Genomic DNA, 15,744 nt, shown 5'->3' with positions numbered 1-15,744 from the left:
TGACCGACGTACCATCTTAGCCTGAAGAACCGCGGGGACTCAAACCAGGCCAGTGCCCCGTGCTGGGGCGGACGTCGAAGTACCGCACTAGCTTACCCTCTTGGCAGTCGATCCTATGCCGACTCGCCAGCGAGCAGCCTTTTTTGAACCGACCGCGGCACGTAATCGGAGACGCTGCCGCCCAGGCTGGCAACTTCCTTGATGAGCGTGGAGGACAGATGCAGGTAATGCGCCTCGGCAGGCAGGAACACCGTCTCCACCCCGCTGAGCTGACGGTTCATGGTGGCCATCGGAAGTTCGTAATCGAAGTCCGACGACGAGCGGAGGCCTTTCACGATTGCCGACACTCCGCGCTGGCGGCAATACTCCGCCAAAAGGCCCTCCCCTACAGGTTCCACCACGATGCCTTGCAGGGATGCCAGGGTTTCGCGCGCCATGTCGATGCGGTCCCCGAGGCTGAATTTGTACTTCTTGGCATAGTTGTTGGAAACAGCCACGATCACTTCATCAAAAAGGCCCGCCGCACGGGCAATGACCTCGAGATGACCGTTGTGGATGGGGTCAAAGGATCCGGGGCAGACAGCGCGTCTCATGCACCGAACCTACCGCATGGGACGGCCGGGATACCATGACTGGATGCATCCACCACGGGAACTTTACCTGCCCGCCGCACCGGCTCCGTGGCAGCGCACCGCGGCCGGCGCCAACCTCCTGGGCCCGGCCGGGCAGCTTGGCGTAACCATCTTCGAGGAGATGACCACCCTGGCGTTGCAGACCGGCGCGATCAACCTGGGCCAGGGCTTTCCGGATGAGGACGGTCCCGCGGAAATCAAAGCCGCAGCCATGGCGGCCATTGCGGCGGGGGCCAACCAGTATGCGCCGGGCAAGGGCATCCTGGAACTGCGTGAGGCGGTTGCTGTCCACCAGGAACGGTTCTACGGATTGGCCCCGGACCCGCAGACCGAGGTGATCGTCACCACCGGAGCAACCGAAGCCATCGCGGCCGCCCTGCTGGCCTTCATCGGGCCGGGCGATGAAGTGCTGACCTTCGAGCCGTTCTATGACTCTTACGGCGCTGTCATCGGGCTGTCGGGCGCCACCCACATCACGGCACCGCTGCTGGCGCCCGACTTTTACCCGGACATGCCGGCCCTGGAAGCCGCCTTCAGTGACCGGACCCGGGTGGTGCTGCTGAACAACCCGCACAATCCCACCGGCGCGGTCTTCCCACGCGAGGTTCTGCAGCGAGTCGTCGAACTTGCCCGCAAGCATGACTGCCTGATCGTCACCGATGAGGTGTATGAGCACCTCACCTTCGGCTCCGGTCACATTCCGGTGGCCACGCTGCCGGGTGCCGCGGACAGGACCCTCACCATCTCCTCGGCAGGGAAGACCTTCTCCTTCACCGGCTGGAAGATCGGCTGGCTGACCGGCCCCAAAGAGCTGGTGGCAGCAGTCCGCACCGTCAAGCAATTCCTGACCTACAGCTCCGGCACCCCGTTCCAGGCCGCCATTGCGGCAGGGCTGGCCCTGCCGGATGAGTTTTACCACGGCATTTCTGCCACCCTCCAGCGGAAGCGGGACATCCTGAGCACAGGCCTCCGCACCGCCGGATTCGACGTTTTTATCCCGCAGGGCACATATTTCGTCAATGTGGACACCGCGCCCCTTGGCATTGCCGACTCCGTGGACCTTGCCCGCCGGCTTCCGGCCTTGGTGGGAGTGGCGGCCATCCCCGTCCCCGTGTTCTGTCATCCGGAAGGAGCGGAACGGACCCGCAGCCTGCTGAGATTCGCTTTCTGCAAGAAGGTGGCCGTCCTCGAAGAGGCCGCCGCCCGGCTGGCCACACTCAGCGGAAAGCTGTGATGGCGGAGGCCGGCAGCCCGCGGTCCAACCGGTTCCTGCGGACCACGGGACAGCACGCCGCCATCGAGCCCGATTCCTTCACCGACGGCGCTTATGTCCTGAGCATCGGCGGCGCCGAGCAGTCCCACGTCGATCTGGCCCGCCCGGAGGAGATTTTTTACGAATACCTGCGGCGGATCGGCCACCTGGTGGACCTTGCGGCTCCGGCGGGCAGGCCCATCACAGCGCTGCATCTAGGCGCAGGGGCGCTGACCCTTGCACGGTACATCCAGGCGACACGGCCCGGTTCGGTCCAGTACGCAGTGGAGCTGGAGCGGGAGCTCCTCGATTTTGTTTTGCAGCAGCTCCCCCTGCCCGTCGGAAGCGACCTGCACACCATCATCGGCGATGCCCGCGACGCCCTGTCCGTCCTAAATCCGGACCTTGAGTTCGACGTCGTCATCTTGGACATTTTCTCCGGGCCCGAAGCGCCGGCGCACATTGCCTGCACGGAGTTCTACGAGGAGGCCCGTGCACACCTCGGCCCCCAGGGCCTGCTGATCGTCAACGTGGGCGATGAACCCGGCCTCACGCTGGTCCGAAGCCAGGTTGCTGCCCTGCGCCGCGCTATAACCGATGTAGCCGCGTTCGCCGAAACAGGCATGTTTGGCGGCCGCTACCCCGGCAACATCATCCTGACCGGCACGCAGACGGCGTGGCCTGCGGACTGGACCGCCGAACTGACAGCGCGCGGCCCCCACCCGGCGAAGGTTATGGCGGGCGTGGACCTGGACGCCCTCGCAGGGCCGGCCGCGAGCTAAGCGGCGCGGTCCACGCCTCCGCTTCCTGACCCGCGTCAGACCTCGCCCGCTGCCTGCCCGTCAACGACAACGTCCGGCGTGATGGCGTCCGGGACGGAGGGCTCCGCGAACCACAGTTTGGTTTCACCGTATTTCTTCTCCGCAAACCGCTCCAGGCCGGCCGGCCAGGTTGGCTCAGGCGAACGCGAGGACCGTTCCACCACCACCAGCGCCGCCGGAGTGAGATGGTCTGCAAGCTTGGCCAGCACCGCGGACAGGGCAGGCTCATCCAATGGATAGGGCGGGTCCAGGAAAACGAGGTCCCAGCGGACCGCCTCCGGTGCGCGCTCCAGGAAGGACTCCACCTTGGACCGGTGGACGGTCACAACTTTGCGGGCCAGCACGCCGTTGATGAGGTCGGCGTTGCGCTGGCACACTGAACTCGCCTTGGCATCGAATTCCACGAGGTCGACGGTGTCGGCCCCCCTGCTGCCGCTCTCCAGACCCAGCGATCCCGACCCCGCGTAGAGGTCCAAAACCCGGGCTCCGGCAATGATCCCGAAGGCGTCAAGGCGGGAGAACAATGCTTCCTTGACGCGGTCCGTGGTGGGACGGGTGAGGGAACCGGGCACGCTGACCAATGGGGTACTGCCTGCGGCACCCGCAATGATGCGGCTCATGCCCGCCTGCTATCCGCGCTCAAGGAACGCCTCCTTTTCGGGGTTCAAATATTCGTCAATGGCCTCAGCCAAACGGGGATGCCGCGCCAGTGACGGGTCTTTCCGCACTACGTCCTGGGCGTCCTGCCTGGCGCGGGCAATGATGTCCTCATGCTCGAGGACGCGCAGCAGTTTCAGGGTGGAACGGCCGCCGGACTGCGACGCCCCCAGGATGTCGCCCTCCCGCCGCAGCTTGAGGTCCTCCTGGGACAGCTCGAAGCCGTCGGTGGTTGACGCCACGGCGTCCAGCCTTCGCCGGCTCGGGTGCCCGGGCTCGAGGCTCGTGACCAGCAGGCAGGTTCCGGGGAGGCCGCCGCGGCCCACCCGGCCACGCAACTGGTGCAGCTGCGAAATGCCGAAGCGGTCGGCATCGAGGATCACCATCAACGTTGCGTTGTGGACGTCGACCCCGACTTCGATGACGGTAGTGGAGACCAGGAGCCTGGTCCGGTTGGCGGTGAAATCCGCCATCGCGGCGGACTTCACCGCAGCGTCCAGCCGGCCGTGCATCGGCCCCATCGGCACACCGGCCAGGGCGGGCTCCTGCTGGAGTTGTTCGACGACGGCGGTCACCGACGCGAGCTCGCGCGCCCCGCCATCGCTGCCCAGCTCAGCCGCAGAAGGTTCCGCTTCCCCCGGACTGAAATCGCCGTCGTCGTCCGTCCCGATCCTGGGGCACACAACAAACACCTGGTGCCCGGCGTCGATCTCCTCCCGTGAACGGGACCAGATGCGCCCCGCCCAGCCGGGGTTCTCGGCGAGGCCCACCACGTGGGTGGAAATCGGTGCCCGGCCCGCGGGGAGCTCGTCCAGGACCGATGTTTCAAGGTCGCCGAACACCGTCATGGCAACGGTCCGGGGAATCGGCGTCGCCGTCATAACAAGAAGGTGTGGCGGCTTGATGGCCTTGGAGCGGAGAACGTCCCGCTGCTCCACGCCGAACCGGTGCTGTTCGTCCACCACGATCAGGCCAAGGTCATAAAACGCCACGTTGTCGCTGAGCAGCGCGTGCGTGCCGATCACAATCCCGGCCGCACCGGAAGCGGCATCGAGCAGTGCGTGTTTGCGGGCGGCGGCGGGCATGGAACCGGTGAGCAGCGTGACCTGCACAGCATTATTGGCGAGGCCGCCGAGCAGCCCGTCCGAGGACAGCATGGGATGGCGGGACAGGGAACCCAGCGTGCGGCGGATAGATTCGAAATGCTGGGCCGCGAGGACTTCGGTGGGCGCCAACAGTGCTGCCTGCCCACCGGCATCCACCACCTGCAGCATGGCACGGAGCGCGACGATGGTTTTGCCGGAGCCCACCTCGCCCTGCAGGAGCCGGTTCATGGGGCTGGCCTGCGCAAGTTCACCGGCAACGGTTTTTCCGACGGCGGCCTGCCCGGCGGTCAGTGTGAAGGGTAGCTGCCGGTCGAAGGCCGTCAGCAGCCCCTCGGCCGCCGGTCGGCGCGCAGTGGCTTCTTCGACAGCGAGCTGGGCACGGCGACGTGCCAGGGCAGCCTGCAGGACCAGGGCTTCCTGGTAGCGGAGCCGGTCCTGGGCCCGCAACCAGTCGGGCTTCGATGCGGGCTGGTGGATAAGGCGGTAAGCCTCGGCCACAGGCAGGAAATTCTCCCGGCGGGCAACGGCGTCGGGCAGTGGGTCCGGCAGCGCATCCAGATCCACTGTTTCGAGCAGCGTGGCGACCACCCTCTGGATCGACCAGCTGGTGAGCTTGGCGGTGGCCGCATACACCGGGATGGGGACGGCAGCCAACTTTTCCGGGTCCATAGGCGGCAAATCCGGATCGTCTTCGAGGAGGTGGAATTCGGGGTTGGTCAGACCCAGCGACGGGCCATACCGCTTCACTTTGCCGGAGAACAGCACACGACGGCCGGGCAGGAGCTCGGCCTTTGCCCGAAATCCGCGAAAGAAAGTGATCTTGAGCGTGCCGTGCCCGGTGCCGGGGCCTACCGCCGAAAGGCGCGGACGGCCGTGGGATTCGGCGTCGTCGGTGACGATGACGTCCGTGATGGAACCGCTTTTGGTATGCATCTTTCGGGTGCTGTTGGACAGCACCCGCGCAATCAGGGTAACTTCCTCATCCACAGGCAGCTCGCTGATGGGCGTCAGCTCACCTCGGGTCAGATACCGCCGGGGGAAATAGTTCAGCAGCCCGCCGACAGTGGTGATTCCCAGGTGCTTCTCAATGACCGAAGCTGAGCGTTTCCCGATCCGGCGTTCCAGACCCAGGTGCAGTTCAGCGCTCATGCCCGTTGGAGCCCACTGGATCTGCTTCGGGGTCGCGCGGCAGCGCCAGCTCGCTGACCGTGATATCCGTGGGGTCCCCCAAGGCGCGGATAAGCGTGACGGCCGGTTCGGCCTCTGCGACATGGACATGGACGCGCCAGCGGTAGTTGCCGACCGGATCCGCGGCGCTGCCCACCTGGCTCATGATGACGGAGTCGCCGATCTCGTCCAGCCGTTGACGGAGGGTGGCTGCGTTCAGTGGCGAGAGGCTGATGGTGCACATGACCTCCACACCGTCGTCGTCCGGCAGGCTGGTGTGGATGTGCGGGTCCTGGACGTCATAGCCGTGGAGCCCGTCCAGGAGTTCGCTCTGCAGCTCTATTCCCAGGACGGCGGAGCGGAGGCAGTCGAGGATCAGGAGCATGCCCACACCTCCCGCATCGACAACGTGCGCTGCGTGGAGGGCGTCCAACTGGTCCTCGGTGTGGACAACTGCCGCCAAGGCACCCTTTACCATCGCGTCGAGGGCAAGGCCAAGGGCGTGGTTGCTGTCGTCGCCATTTTGCCGTGCGTCCACTGCGGCGGCGGCCCGGGCCGCTGCCTCCATCACGGACAACATGGTGCCGGGGACGGGGTCGCTCAAGGCGGACCAGGCCCGGAGCTGCGCCCGGTTCAGCGCTGCGGCGAGGAGGGCGGACGTCAGCCGGGTATGGCCTGTCAGCGGCTCAGCGGCGGCGCACAGGAAGACGGAAAACAGTGTGCCCGAGTTACCCCGCGCCTGCTCCATCGCAGCTTGGCCGGCCGCCGCGAGGCAGGCTCCCACATCCGCCTGGCCGGCGTCGGAGGGGCCTGCGCCGCTGCCTTGCAGGGCACGTGCTGCGGCGCGGACGGTGAGGTAAAGGTTAGTCCCGGTATCGCCGTCCGCTACGGGGAAAATGTTGATGGCATTGATGCGGTCGCTGTGGTTACCGATGGCCGTTTCAGCCTTGTCCAACCACCGCTTCATCGCTTGCGCATTGGCGGCAACCTTAGTCTGCAAAGTGATCCCATCCCGTGGCGCCAGCGACGCGGCCCGCAATTGTGACGCCCGGGTCAATGTCGGTTCCCGGGGCTTGTACTGAGCCTATCGCAGTGAATCCGGCCGGAAGCTGAATGCCTGCAGGGAATGTAGCAAGTAGCCCGTGGTCTTCTCCCCCGCCCAGCACCCATGCCATGGGGTCACTTGCGAGGATGTCCGACGCAGGGCTGAGGCCTTCCGCGTGGCGCTTCAGTTCCACCGGGTCCAGGTCCAGCACCACACCGCTGGCGGCGGCGAGGCGGCCGCCGTCGCGGACCAGTCCATCCGAGATATCCATCATGGCGGTGGCACCGGCCGCCATGGCCAGCGGGCCAGCGGACAAGGGTGGCCGCGGGCGGCACTGCGTTTCCACGAGGGAGCGTTGCGGCCCGGTTAGGGACTGTACGGGGGTCTCCGATTCCAGGAGCGCGAGTCCGGCAGCGGCCCTGCCCACGGTTCCTGCCAGCGCCAGGACGTCGCCTGCGCGGGCACCGGAGCGCAACACAGCCCTTCCGCCGGCGAGGGTGCCCAGCACAGCCACCGTCACGGAGATTTCCCGGCCGCGGCCAAGGTCGCCGCCGGCCACCGAGCAGTCAGCGGCCCCCAGTTCCTTGATTCCCGCGCTCAGTCCGTATGCGAGGTCCTCCACCCAGCTGACTGGTGTCTCAGGCGGCAGCGTGAGGCTGACCACCAGCGACGTGGCTGTGCCGCCCATGGCGTTGATATCGCTGAGGTTCTGGGCTGCTGCTTTCCACCCGACGTCAAAGCCAGTGGTTTGGTAGCCGTTGTTCCATTCGAGGCGGAAGTCCTGGTCCTGGACCTGCGTGTCGATGGAGATCAGGGTTCGGCCGTCCGGGGCCGACACCAGCGCGGCGTCGTCCCCCGGGCCGAGCAGCGTGGCCGATCCGTGGGCGCCGCCCAAGGCCAGCAGGGGAAATATCCGGGCAAGAAGTTCGGATTCGGACAGTGCGGCGACAGTGAGAGTTTCGGCATTCAGCGGATTTTCAGGCACGCCCCTACGCTACAGCGCGGCACGGACAATGCTGCTTCTGCCCCCGGATGGCGTCCCGGCGCAGCGCGTGGCGGCGCTAGGCTTGAAGGATGCAACATGCCCTTTTGCCCCTGCCTGTCCGTGTGTCCATGGGCCTGCTGGCCGCAGCCCTGGCCGGCGCTGTCCTGTCCGGCTGCGCACCGACCGTGGATGTCACTGCCGCCGCCGATGCCGCGAACCCGGCATGCGCTCCCATGATGGTGGCCCTTCCGGATGCAATCGGCGATGCGGCGCTGCGGAAAACAAACAGCCAGGCCACGGCAGCCTGGGGGGATCCCTCCCAGGTGATCCTGCGCTGCGGCGTGAACGTCCCCGGACCGACGACGGACCGCTGCGTGAGCGTCAACGGCGTGGATTGGGTCATCAAGGAAGGGAACGCTGCCTGGACCCTGACTACCTTCGGCCGCGAGCCCGCCACCGAGATCCTCCTCACTAAGGACCAGGAGACCATCAGCTCCGCCACCGTACTCGCCGATCTGTCGGCGGCCGCCGCGAAGATCCCCGCCACGGGGAAGTGCGTGGGCCAGGCAGACCTACAGAACCTGCCCACGAGCTAGGTTTCGACAGGCTCAACCGCAAGGGTCAGCTCAACCGCCAGGGTCAGCGGAGGCCGGTCTTCCGGTTCAGGGCCAGGTAGATCAGTTCGTCGATAAGGTCCGCGTAAACGAGGCCGGAGGCTGCCCACATCTGTGGGTACATGCTCTTGGGCGTGAATCCCGGCATCGTGTTGATCTCGTTGATGATCAGGTCGCCGTCCGGCGTGTAGAAGAAGTCCACCCGGCTCAGGCCTTCGGCTCCCACGGCCTCGAACGCGGCGGCCGCCAGTTCACGCACGCGGGCGATTGCGTACTCGGGGATGTCGGCCGGGCAGCTGAGCGACGCGGCGTCGTCCTCCACGTACTTCGCGTTGAAGTCGTAAAATTCGTGCCCGCCCCCTGCGACGGAGATTTCACCGGGCATGGACGTGCGCGGCGCCGCGGTGCCGCGGCCTTCCAGGACTGCGCACTCGATTTCCCGTCCAACGATGCCAGCCTCAATGACCAGTTTGCGGTCGTGGCGGCGGGCTTCCTCGATGGCGTCATCCAGGCCCTCCATCGAATCCACTTTGGAGATACCCATGGATGATCCGGCCCGCGCCGGCTTCACGAACACGGGGAATCCCAGGCGGTCCACCTGCTTGCGGACAGCTTCCGCGTCGTTAAGCCACTGACGGTCCGTGACGGCCACGTAGGGTCCTATCTGAAGTCCGGCTGCCTCGAAGACGACTTTCATGTAGTGCTTGTCCATACCCAGGGCTGAGGCAAGCACCCCGGCGCCCACGTAGCGGGTATCGGACAGTTCCAGCAGCCCTTGAATGGTTCCGTCTTCACCGAACGGCCCGTGGAGCAGCGGGAACACCACATCAACGGTACCGAGTTCGCGCGGAACCGCGTCCGGGGAGGCCACAATCAGCTGGTGCTCCCCGCCGATTTCGGCCAGGGTCACGGTTTCGGACGACGGCGGCACTTCCGGCAGCGACGCCGCGGTCAGCGACCACTGTGCTGTATCCGCTCCGGCCAGGACCCACTGCCCGGATTTTGCGATGCCGATGGGAATAACGTCGTACTTGTCTTTATCAATGGCGCCCAGCACACCGGCCGCAGTCACGCAGCTCACCGCGTGTTCGCTGGACCGGCCGCCAAAAAGCACCGCCACGCGGGGTTTGACGCGGGAGGCCGGGTCCGGTGCGGCCAGGTTTTGGTCAGACATCGTCAGTAGTCGCCTTCAGGTTTCAGGTCCCGGGACAGCAAGAGAGGCCCCAGTTGGTTAACGGACAGTTTCCCGGCCAGGACGGCCACAACGGCAGCGGTGATGGGCATGTCGACTCCCAGCTTCCCCGCCAGGTCATTCACAGCTTGGCCCGATTTGATGCCTTCGGCGGTCTGGGTCATCTTCAGTGCCAGCTCATCAAGCGTAAGCCCCTGGCCCAGCATCCGGCCGGCCGTATGGTTTCGGGACAGCGGCGAGGAGCAGGTGGCCACCAGGTCCCCAAGTCCGGCCAGTCCGGCCATGGTCCGGGCGTCACCGCCGAGCGCAAGGGCCAGCCTGGACGTTTCCGCCAGTCCCCTGGTGATGACGGACGCCTTGGTGTTGTCCCCCATCTGCTTGCCCTCACAAATACCGACAGCCAGCGCTATGACGTTCTTGACGATGCCACCGATCTCGACGCCCACCACATCGCCCGTGGTGTACGGCCGGAAGTAGGGGGCAGTGCAGCTCCGGGCGATCCAGCCTGCAGTCATGTCGTCGGTGCACGCCACCACGGACGCCGTTGGTTCCTCACGGGCGATTTCCATGGCGAGGTTGGGACCCGAAACCACGGCAATCCGGCTTTCGGGGATCCCCAGTTCGTCGCTGATGACCTCGCTCATGCGCGCATCGGTACCCAGTTCCAGACCCTTCATCAGGGACACCACCACTGCGTCTGGTGCGATCAGCGGCTTCCATTCGCGGAGCTGCAGGCGCAGGGACTGGGCCGGTACGGCCAGGACCACCAGGTCGGCGCCGGACAGGACGGCACGCACGTCCATGGAGGCCGTGATGCTGGATGGCAGCACCGTGTCCTTCAAATACTGCACGTTGCGGTGGGATGCGTTGATCTCTTCCACCACCTCGCTGCGCCGGCCCCACAGTCTGATGCTGCGCTCCACGCCGGCTGCACTGGCAGCGTCCGCGAGGATTTTCGCGAATGTGGTCCCCCAGGAGCCTGCTCCCAGGACGGCGACAGACCGGGCCGAGCCTGGACGGGTCCTGTCATCCGTCACGTGGCGTCCGCCGCGTCATCAGGCCGTTTCCGGTCAACGAAGCGGCCATGCGTGGTTTGGTTGTTCTTGGCCGGATCCCAGCGCTCGGCCGGGCGTTCTTCGCCCCGGATACCGGCCAGCAGATCAGTCACGGCATCCATGATGGCCTCAGTGGCAGCGGTCAGCGTCGCTTTGTCCAGCGGCCTGCCCGTAAAGGGGCTGAGGTCCACGGGTTTCCCCACCACCACACGCGACGTTTTGCGCGGGAAAAGATGGAAGCGCTTCGCATAGCGCGGGAACACCTCGTGGGCGCCCCAATGCGCGATCGGCACCACGGGAATTCCCCCTTCAAGGGCGAGGCGGGCCGCGCCGGTATGGCCCTTCATCGGCCACAGGTCCGGATCGCGGGTGAGCGTCCCCTCGGGGTAGATGATGATGGCACCGCCATCGGCCACGATCTCCTGGGCGAGCAGCAGCGAGCGGTTCGCTCCCGCCGTCGAGCGTTCCACCGGGATCTGGCGGGTGGCGCGCAGGATGGCGCCGACGACCGGCACTTTAAAGAGCCCGGCTTTGGCCAGGAAGTGGGGCGCGCGCTTCTGGTTGTACAGCAGGTGCCCCACGATGAGCGGGTCGATTTCCGTGCAGTGGTTGGGCGCGGCAATAAAACCGCCCGCGGGAAGGTTTTCCAGGCCCTCCCACTTCTTGTTCATCATGCCGTTAAGGACGGTGCGCACAATGGCTGCCACCACAACAAACGTGGCCTGGCTCTTGGCCGTTTCCTTCACGTGTCCACCGCTACTTTGTCGAGGAGATATCGAAGTCGGCGCCGAGGCCGGCCAGCTTTTCAGTAAACCGTTCATAACCACGGTTGATAATGTCGATCCCGGTCACGCGTGACGTGCCGGTGGCGGCAAGCGCAGCGATCAGGTGGCTGAAGCCGCCGCGCAGGTCCGGAACATCAATGTCCGTGCCCTTGAGCTGGGTGGGACCGGAGATGACGGCCGAGTGGAGGAAGTTTCGCTGGCCAAATCGGCACGGCACACTGCCGAGGCACTCACGGTGCACCTGGATGCTTGCGCCCATCCGGATGAGCGCATCGGTGAAGCCGAACCTGTTTTCGTAAACAGTCTCGTGCACGATCGAAACCCCCTCGGCCTGCGTCAGGGCCACCACCAGCGGCTGCTGCCAGTCGGTCATGAAGCCGGGGTGGACATCTGTTTCCAGGACCAGCGGATTGAGCTTGCCGCCGCGGTGGTAGAAGCGGATGCCGTCCTCGCCGATGTCCATGCCGCCGCCAACCTTCCGGTAGGTGTTCAGGAACGTCATCATGTCCCGCTGCGAGGCGCCTTCAACAAAAATGTCGCCACGGGTGACCAACGCGGCCGAGGCCCACGACGCCGATTCGTTGCGGTCCGAGAGTGCCCGGTGGTTGTAGCCGCCAAGGTCTTTGACTCCCTCGATGCGGATGGTGCGGTCCGTCTGGACGCTGATGATGGCGCCCATCTTCTGCAGCACGGCAATAAGGTCGATGATTTCCGGTTCCGTGGCTGCACCGGAGAGTTCCGTGATTCCTTCGGCCCGGGTGGCACTGAGCAGTACCTGCTCCGTAGCGCCCACGGAAGGATAGGGCAGTGAGATCTTGGCGCCCTGCAGGCCCCTCGGGGCGGAAATGTGGATGCCGCCCGGCCGCTTCTCAACGACCGCGCCAAACTGGCGCAGTACGTTGAGGTGGTAGTCGATGGGCCTGTCGCCGATCTTGCAACCGCCCAGGTCCGGGATGAAGGCTTCACCGATGGCGTGGATGAGCGGTCCGCAGAGCAGGATGGGGATCCGCGAATCGCCCGCATGGGCATCGATCGCCGTGCTCGGGGCAGTTTTGGCCGACGTCGGATCCAGGGTCAGGTCACCGCTCACGGGATCCTTTTCAACCGTCACTCCGTGCAACTGCAGAAGGGAGGTAACAACCTCCACGTCCTTGATTTCCGGAACGTTCCGCAACACCGACGGTTCGTTGCCCAGCAATGCGGCCACCATCGCCTTGGGGACAAGGTTCTTGGCCCCCCGGACGCTGACGCGGCCTGTAAGCGGGACTCCGCCGCGGATTGTCAGAACACTACTCATATACCGGTTTCCTTACGATTACTCGCCCCAAAATCCTTGCAAAGGCTCCAGCTAAGCATAGGAGGTCGCGTTACCGAACCGAAATACGCCGTGCCGCCATCAAACAAACGCGGGGTCCCTTTCGGCCCACACCAGGGGCCAAGACGGGTAGGTGACCCCGCGTTGCAGGCTCCGCGGGTGTTTAGGAAAGCCGGGCCGGCAGCGTGGTGGGTTTGAAGGCCGGCCGGGTGGCTTCGTAGGCCGTGATGTCCTCTTCGTGCTGGAGCGTCAGGCCGATGTCATCGAGGCCTTCGAGGAGCCGCCAGCGGGTGTAGTCGTCGATCTCGAACGGCGCCACGATGTTGCCGCAGCTGACCGTCTTGGAGACCAGATCAACAGTGACTTCGGTGCCCGGGGCGTTCTCGAGCTCTTTCCAGATCAGCTCGATGTCATCCTGGGCCAACTCGGCGGCCAGGAGGCCCTGCTTGCCTGAGTTGCCGCGGAAAATGTCAGCGAACCGGGACGAGAGGACGGTTTTGAAGCCATAGTCCTTCAGCGCCCAAACGGCGTGCTCGCGGGAGGACCCGGTGCCGAAGTCCGGACCTGCGACGAGTACCGAGCCGGCGTTGAACGGCGCCTGGTTGAGGATGAAGGCAGGATCCTTGCGCCAGGCGGAGAAGAGCGCGTCTTCAAAGCCGGTGCGGGTGATCCGCTTGAGGTATACGGCCGGGATGATCTGGTCCGTGTCAACGTTGCTCTGGCGCAGCGGGACGCCGATGCCCGTGTGCGTGGTGAACTTTTCCATGGCGGTCTCCTAGGCTGCGTCGGTTACTGATTGGGCTTCGACACGGCCTGCCACCGGGTCGGGGTCTAGGTCCGACGGCGAGCTCAGCGTGCCGCGGATGGCCGTGGCAGCTGCCACTACTGGCGAGACAAGGTGCGTGCGTCCACCCTTGCCCTGCCGGCCTTCGAAGTTGCGGTTTGAAGTTGACGCGCAACGCTCCCCCACCTCGAGTTGGTCCGGGTTCATGCCCAGGCACATGGAGCAGCCGGCGAAGCGCCACTCCGCCCCGAAGTCCTTGAAGACCTTGTCCAGGCCCTCGGCTTCGGCTTCAAGCCGCACGCGGGCCGAGCCGGGGACAACCAGCATCCGGATATTCGGGTCCTTCTGCCGCCCGCGGATGATGTCCGCAGCAGCCCGGAGGTCCTCCATGCGTGAGTTGGTGCAGGAACCCAGGAAGACGGTATCCACCCGGATGTCCTTCATGGGTGTGCCCGCCGTCAGGCCCATGTACTGCAGGGCGCGCTCGGCGGCAGCCTTTGCGTTCTCATCGCCGAAATCCTCCGGCGACGGAACTGATGCAGAGAGCGAAACACCCTGGCCGGGGTTGGTGCCCCAGGTAACAAAGGGCTCCAGTGTGTCGGCGTCCAGGTCAACCTGTACGTCGAAGGTGGCGTCGTCGTCGGTACGCAGCGTATTCCAGTATTCGACGGCGGCATCCCAGTCCGCTCCCTGGGGCGCGTGCGGGCGGCCGAACATGTAGTCGTATGTGGTCTGGTCCGGGGCCACCAGGCCGGCGCGGGCGCCGGCCTCGATGGACATGTTGCAGATGGTCATCCGGGCTTCCATGGACAGCGCGCGGATGGCGGAACCACGGTATTCCAGGACGTAGCCCTGGCCGCCGCCGGTGCCGATCTTGGCAATTACCGCGAGGATGATGTCCTTGGCAGTGACGCCCGGACGCAGCGTGCCTTCAACGTTGATGGCCATGGTCTTGAACGGCTTCAAGGACAGCGTCTGGGTGGCCATGACGTGCTCCACCTCGGACGTGCCGATACCCATGGCAAGGGCACCGAAAGCACCGTGAGTGGAGGTATGGGAGTCGCCGCAGACCACAGTCATGCCGGGCTGGGTCAGGCCCAGCTGGGGGCCCACAACGTGCACAATGCCCTGCTCGGCATCGCCAAGTGAGTGCAGCCGGACGCCGAACTCGGCGCAGTTGTTGCGCAGGGTCTGGATCTGGGTGCGGCTGGTGAGATCAGCAATGGGCTTGTCGATGTCCAGCGTGGGAGTGTTGTGGTCCTCGGTGGCAATTGTCAGATCAGGGCGCCGCAGCTTGCGGCCGGTCAGCCGCAGGCCCTCGAATGCCTGCGGGGAGGTGACCTCATGGACAAGGTGGAGATCAATGAAGAGAAGATCGGGCTGGGCGTTAGCTCCCTCGCCGTCGCCCTTGCGCACCACGTGCGCGTCCCAGACTTTCTCGGCCAGTGTCTTTGCCACGGCCATCTCCCTTCACTGCTGTTTGGCTGTTAAGCTCCACTGAACCAGCAGGGCCGGGCAATATGCCACTCAAAAGATTTGCATCTCAGATAATGAGACGTCAATATCATTACATGGACAATTCTAGTGGAGTCGGCGTCATTGATAAAGCGGCCCATGTGCTTGACGCATTGGAGGCCGGGCCCACCACGCTGGCACAGCTGGTGGCCGCCACAGGGCTGGCGAGGCCTACGGTCCACAGGCTTGCCCTGGCCCTGATCCACCACCGCCTGGTCAGCCGGGACATCCAGGGCAGGTTTGTCCTCGGCAGCCGCCTCGTGGAGCTCGCGTCCGCCGCTGGCGAGGACCGGCTCATTGCCTCTGCCGGGCCCATCCTGATGCAACTGCGGGACGCCACCGGCGAAAGCTCCCAGATCTTCCGGCGCCAGGGCGATTGGCGCGTCTGCGTCGCGTCCGCTGAACGCCCCATCGGCCTTCGCGACACCATCCCCGTGGGCACGCAACTGTCCATGAAGGCAGGTTCGGCCGCGCAGGTGCTGCTGGCCTGGGAAGACCATGACCGGCTACTGGAGGGACTGCAGGCCGCCCGCTTTACGCCCACGGTCCTGGCAGGCGTACGACGGCGGGGCTGGGGACAGAGCCTCGGCGAACGTGAGCCCGGGGTTGCGTCGGTCTCGGCCCCCGTCCGGGGACCGTCCGGCCGGGTCATCGCCGCCGTCTCGATCTCCGGGCCGATCGAACGCCTGACGCGCCAGCCGGGCCGCCTCCATGCCGAGGTGGTCTGCAACGCCGGGCGGCTCCTGACCGAGGCGCTGCGTAAGACCAGCGACTGACGCAAACTGCAGACACGCTCCTCCCCGGATAGGCCGCCGGCGC

15 protein-coding genes are annotated in these 15,744 nt (G+C 65.6%); 4 read left to right on the top strand and 11 right to left on the bottom strand.

The annotated features are described in order from the left end of the window. Window positions 1-113 precede the first annotated feature (113 nt). Window positions 114-593 carry a pantetheine-phosphate adenylyltransferase gene (gene coaD / locus ABIB27_RS01755; protein WP_354214165.1) on the bottom strand — a complete coding sequence of 160 codons (480 nt, stop codon included), beginning with the start codon at window positions 591-593 and terminating at the stop codon, window positions 114-116. A 43-nt stretch (window positions 594-636) separates the two neighbouring features. On the opposite strand from coaD, the gene ABIB27_RS01750 reads away from it, so the two are divergent. After that, entirely contained in the window at window positions 637-1,866 is a 1,230-nt protein-coding gene (locus ABIB27_RS01750) for an aminotransferase class I/II-fold pyridoxal phosphate-dependent enzyme (protein ID WP_354253409.1), read from the top strand. Beyond that, the gene (locus ABIB27_RS01745; protein WP_354253408.1) at window positions 1,866-2,666 is read left to right on the top strand and encodes a spermidine synthase; all 801 of its coding nucleotides are present in this window, start codon (window positions 1,866-1,868) and stop codon (window positions 2,664-2,666) included. The genes ABIB27_RS01750 and ABIB27_RS01745 overlap by 1 nt, the downstream gene beginning before the upstream one ends. 35 nt (window positions 2,667-2,701) lie before the next feature. On the opposite strand, the gene rsmD is transcribed toward ABIB27_RS01745, so the two are convergent. From rsmD to thiL, 4 genes are read right to left on the bottom strand one after another with little or no spacing between them, the layout of a single operon-like run. After that, window positions 2,702-3,325, bottom strand: coding sequence for a 16S rRNA (guanine(966)-N(2))-methyltransferase RsmD (gene rsmD, locus ABIB27_RS01740; protein ID WP_354214161.1), 624 nt, complete (start codon window positions 3,323-3,325; stop codon window positions 2,702-2,704). A 9-nt stretch (window positions 3,326-3,334) separates the two neighbouring features. Further along, window positions 3,335-5,617, bottom strand: coding sequence for an ATP-dependent DNA helicase RecG (locus ABIB27_RS01735; RefSeq protein WP_354214160.1), 2,283 nt, complete (start codon window positions 5,615-5,617; stop codon window positions 3,335-3,337). After that, a complete protein-coding gene (locus tag ABIB27_RS01730) occupies window positions 5,607-6,602 on the bottom strand; it encodes a DAK2 domain-containing protein (protein WP_354214158.1) in 996 nt (331 codons plus the stop codon). The genes ABIB27_RS01735 and ABIB27_RS01730 overlap by 11 nt, the downstream gene beginning before the upstream one ends. Window positions 6,603-6,624: 22 nt before the next feature. After that, complete coding sequence (gene thiL, locus ABIB27_RS01725) at window positions 6,625-7,665, bottom strand: thiamine-phosphate kinase (RefSeq protein ID WP_354214156.1); 1,041 nt, start codon at window positions 7,663-7,665, stop codon at window positions 6,625-6,627. A gap of 89 nt (window positions 7,666-7,754) precedes the next feature. On the opposite strand from thiL, the gene ABIB27_RS01720 reads away from it, so the two are divergent. Next, window positions 7,755-8,261 (top strand): DUF3515 family protein, encoded by a 507-nt coding sequence (locus tag ABIB27_RS01720; RefSeq protein WP_354214155.1) that lies wholly within the window; start codon window positions 7,755-7,757, stop codon window positions 8,259-8,261. A gap of 43 nt (window positions 8,262-8,304) precedes the next feature. Here ABIB27_RS01720 and ABIB27_RS01715 read toward each other — a convergent pair whose 3' ends face one another. From ABIB27_RS01715 to leuC, 6 genes are all read right to left on the bottom strand, one after another. After that, complete coding sequence (locus ABIB27_RS01715) at window positions 8,305-9,453, bottom strand: D-alanine--D-alanine ligase family protein (protein WP_354214154.1); 1,149 nt, start codon at window positions 9,451-9,453, stop codon at window positions 8,305-8,307. A 2-nt stretch (window positions 9,454-9,455) separates the two neighbouring features. Continuing rightward, the gene (locus ABIB27_RS01710; RefSeq protein WP_354214152.1) at window positions 9,456-10,508 is read right to left on the bottom strand and encodes an NAD(P)H-dependent glycerol-3-phosphate dehydrogenase; all 1,053 of its coding nucleotides are present in this window, start codon (window positions 10,506-10,508) and stop codon (window positions 9,456-9,458) included. Next, window positions 10,505-11,272, bottom strand: a complete 768-nt coding sequence (locus tag ABIB27_RS01705; protein ID WP_354253407.1) for a lysophospholipid acyltransferase family protein — start codon at window positions 11,270-11,272, stop codon at window positions 10,505-10,507. The genes ABIB27_RS01710 and ABIB27_RS01705 overlap by 4 nt, the downstream gene beginning before the upstream one ends. Window positions 11,273-11,282: 10 nt before the next feature. Further along, a complete protein-coding gene (murA, locus tag ABIB27_RS01700) occupies window positions 11,283-12,608 on the bottom strand; it encodes a UDP-N-acetylglucosamine 1-carboxyvinyltransferase (RefSeq protein WP_354214150.1) in 1,326 nt (441 codons plus the stop codon). Window positions 12,609-12,789: 181 nt separating this feature from the next. Next, entirely contained in the window at window positions 12,790-13,392 is a 603-nt protein-coding gene (leuD, locus tag ABIB27_RS01695; protein ID WP_354214148.1) for a 3-isopropylmalate dehydratase small subunit, read from the bottom strand. A 9-nt stretch (window positions 13,393-13,401) separates the two neighbouring features. Then, a complete protein-coding gene (leuC, locus tag ABIB27_RS01690; protein WP_354214146.1) occupies window positions 13,402-14,868 on the bottom strand; it encodes a 3-isopropylmalate dehydratase large subunit in 1,467 nt (488 codons plus the stop codon). Window positions 14,869-14,981: 113 nt separating this feature from the next. Between leuC and ABIB27_RS01685 the strand changes: the two genes are divergently transcribed. Further along, a complete protein-coding gene (locus tag ABIB27_RS01685) occupies window positions 14,982-15,701 on the top strand; it encodes an IclR family transcriptional regulator (protein ID WP_354214145.1) in 720 nt (239 codons plus the stop codon). Window positions 15,702-15,744: the final 43 nt, after the last annotated feature.

The organism is Arthrobacter sp. UYEF21 (genome assembly GCF_040546085.1).
Classification (GTDB): domain Bacteria; phylum Actinomycetota; class Actinomycetes; order Actinomycetales; family Micrococcaceae; genus Arthrobacter.
Note: the sequence above shows the minus strand (reverse complement) of the source record. Positions and strands in the feature narration are given on the sequence as shown.

Coding starts and splice junctions, on each gene's coding strand:
- coaD (WP_354214165.1), bottom strand. CDS start 593: ATGAGACGCGCTGTCTGCCCCGGATCCTTTGACCCCATCCACAACGGT.
- ABIB27_RS01720 (WP_354214155.1), top strand. CDS start 7,755: ATGCAACATGCCCTTTTGCCCCTGCCTGTCCGTGTGTCCATGGGCCTG.
- rsmD (WP_354214161.1), bottom strand. CDS start 3,325: ATGAGCCGCATCATTGCGGGTGCCGCAGGCAGTACCCCATTGGTCAGC.
- ABIB27_RS01730 (WP_354214158.1), bottom strand. CDS start 6,602: ATGAAGCGGTGGTTGGACAAGGCTGAAACGGCCATCGGTAACCACAGC.
- leuD (WP_354214148.1), bottom strand. CDS start 13,392: ATGGAAAAGTTCACCACGCACACGGGCATCGGCGTCCCGCTGCGCCAG.
- ABIB27_RS01735 (WP_354214160.1), bottom strand. CDS start 5,617: ATGAGCGCTGAACTGCACCTGGGTCTGGAACGCCGGATCGGGAAACGC.
- murA (WP_354214150.1), bottom strand. CDS start 12,608: ATGAGTAGTGTTCTGACAATCCGCGGCGGAGTCCCGCTTACAGGCCGC.
- ABIB27_RS01745 (WP_354253408.1), top strand. CDS start 1,866: ATGGCGGAGGCCGGCAGCCCGCGGTCCAACCGGTTCCTGCGGACCACG.
- ABIB27_RS01750 (WP_354253409.1), top strand. CDS start 637: ATGCATCCACCACGGGAACTTTACCTGCCCGCCGCACCGGCTCCGTGG.
- ABIB27_RS01715 (WP_354214154.1), bottom strand. CDS start 9,453: ATGTCTGACCAAAACCTGGCCGCACCGGACCCGGCCTCCCGCGTCAAA.
- ABIB27_RS01685 (WP_354214145.1), top strand. CDS start 14,982: ATGGACAATTCTAGTGGAGTCGGCGTCATTGATAAAGCGGCCCATGTG.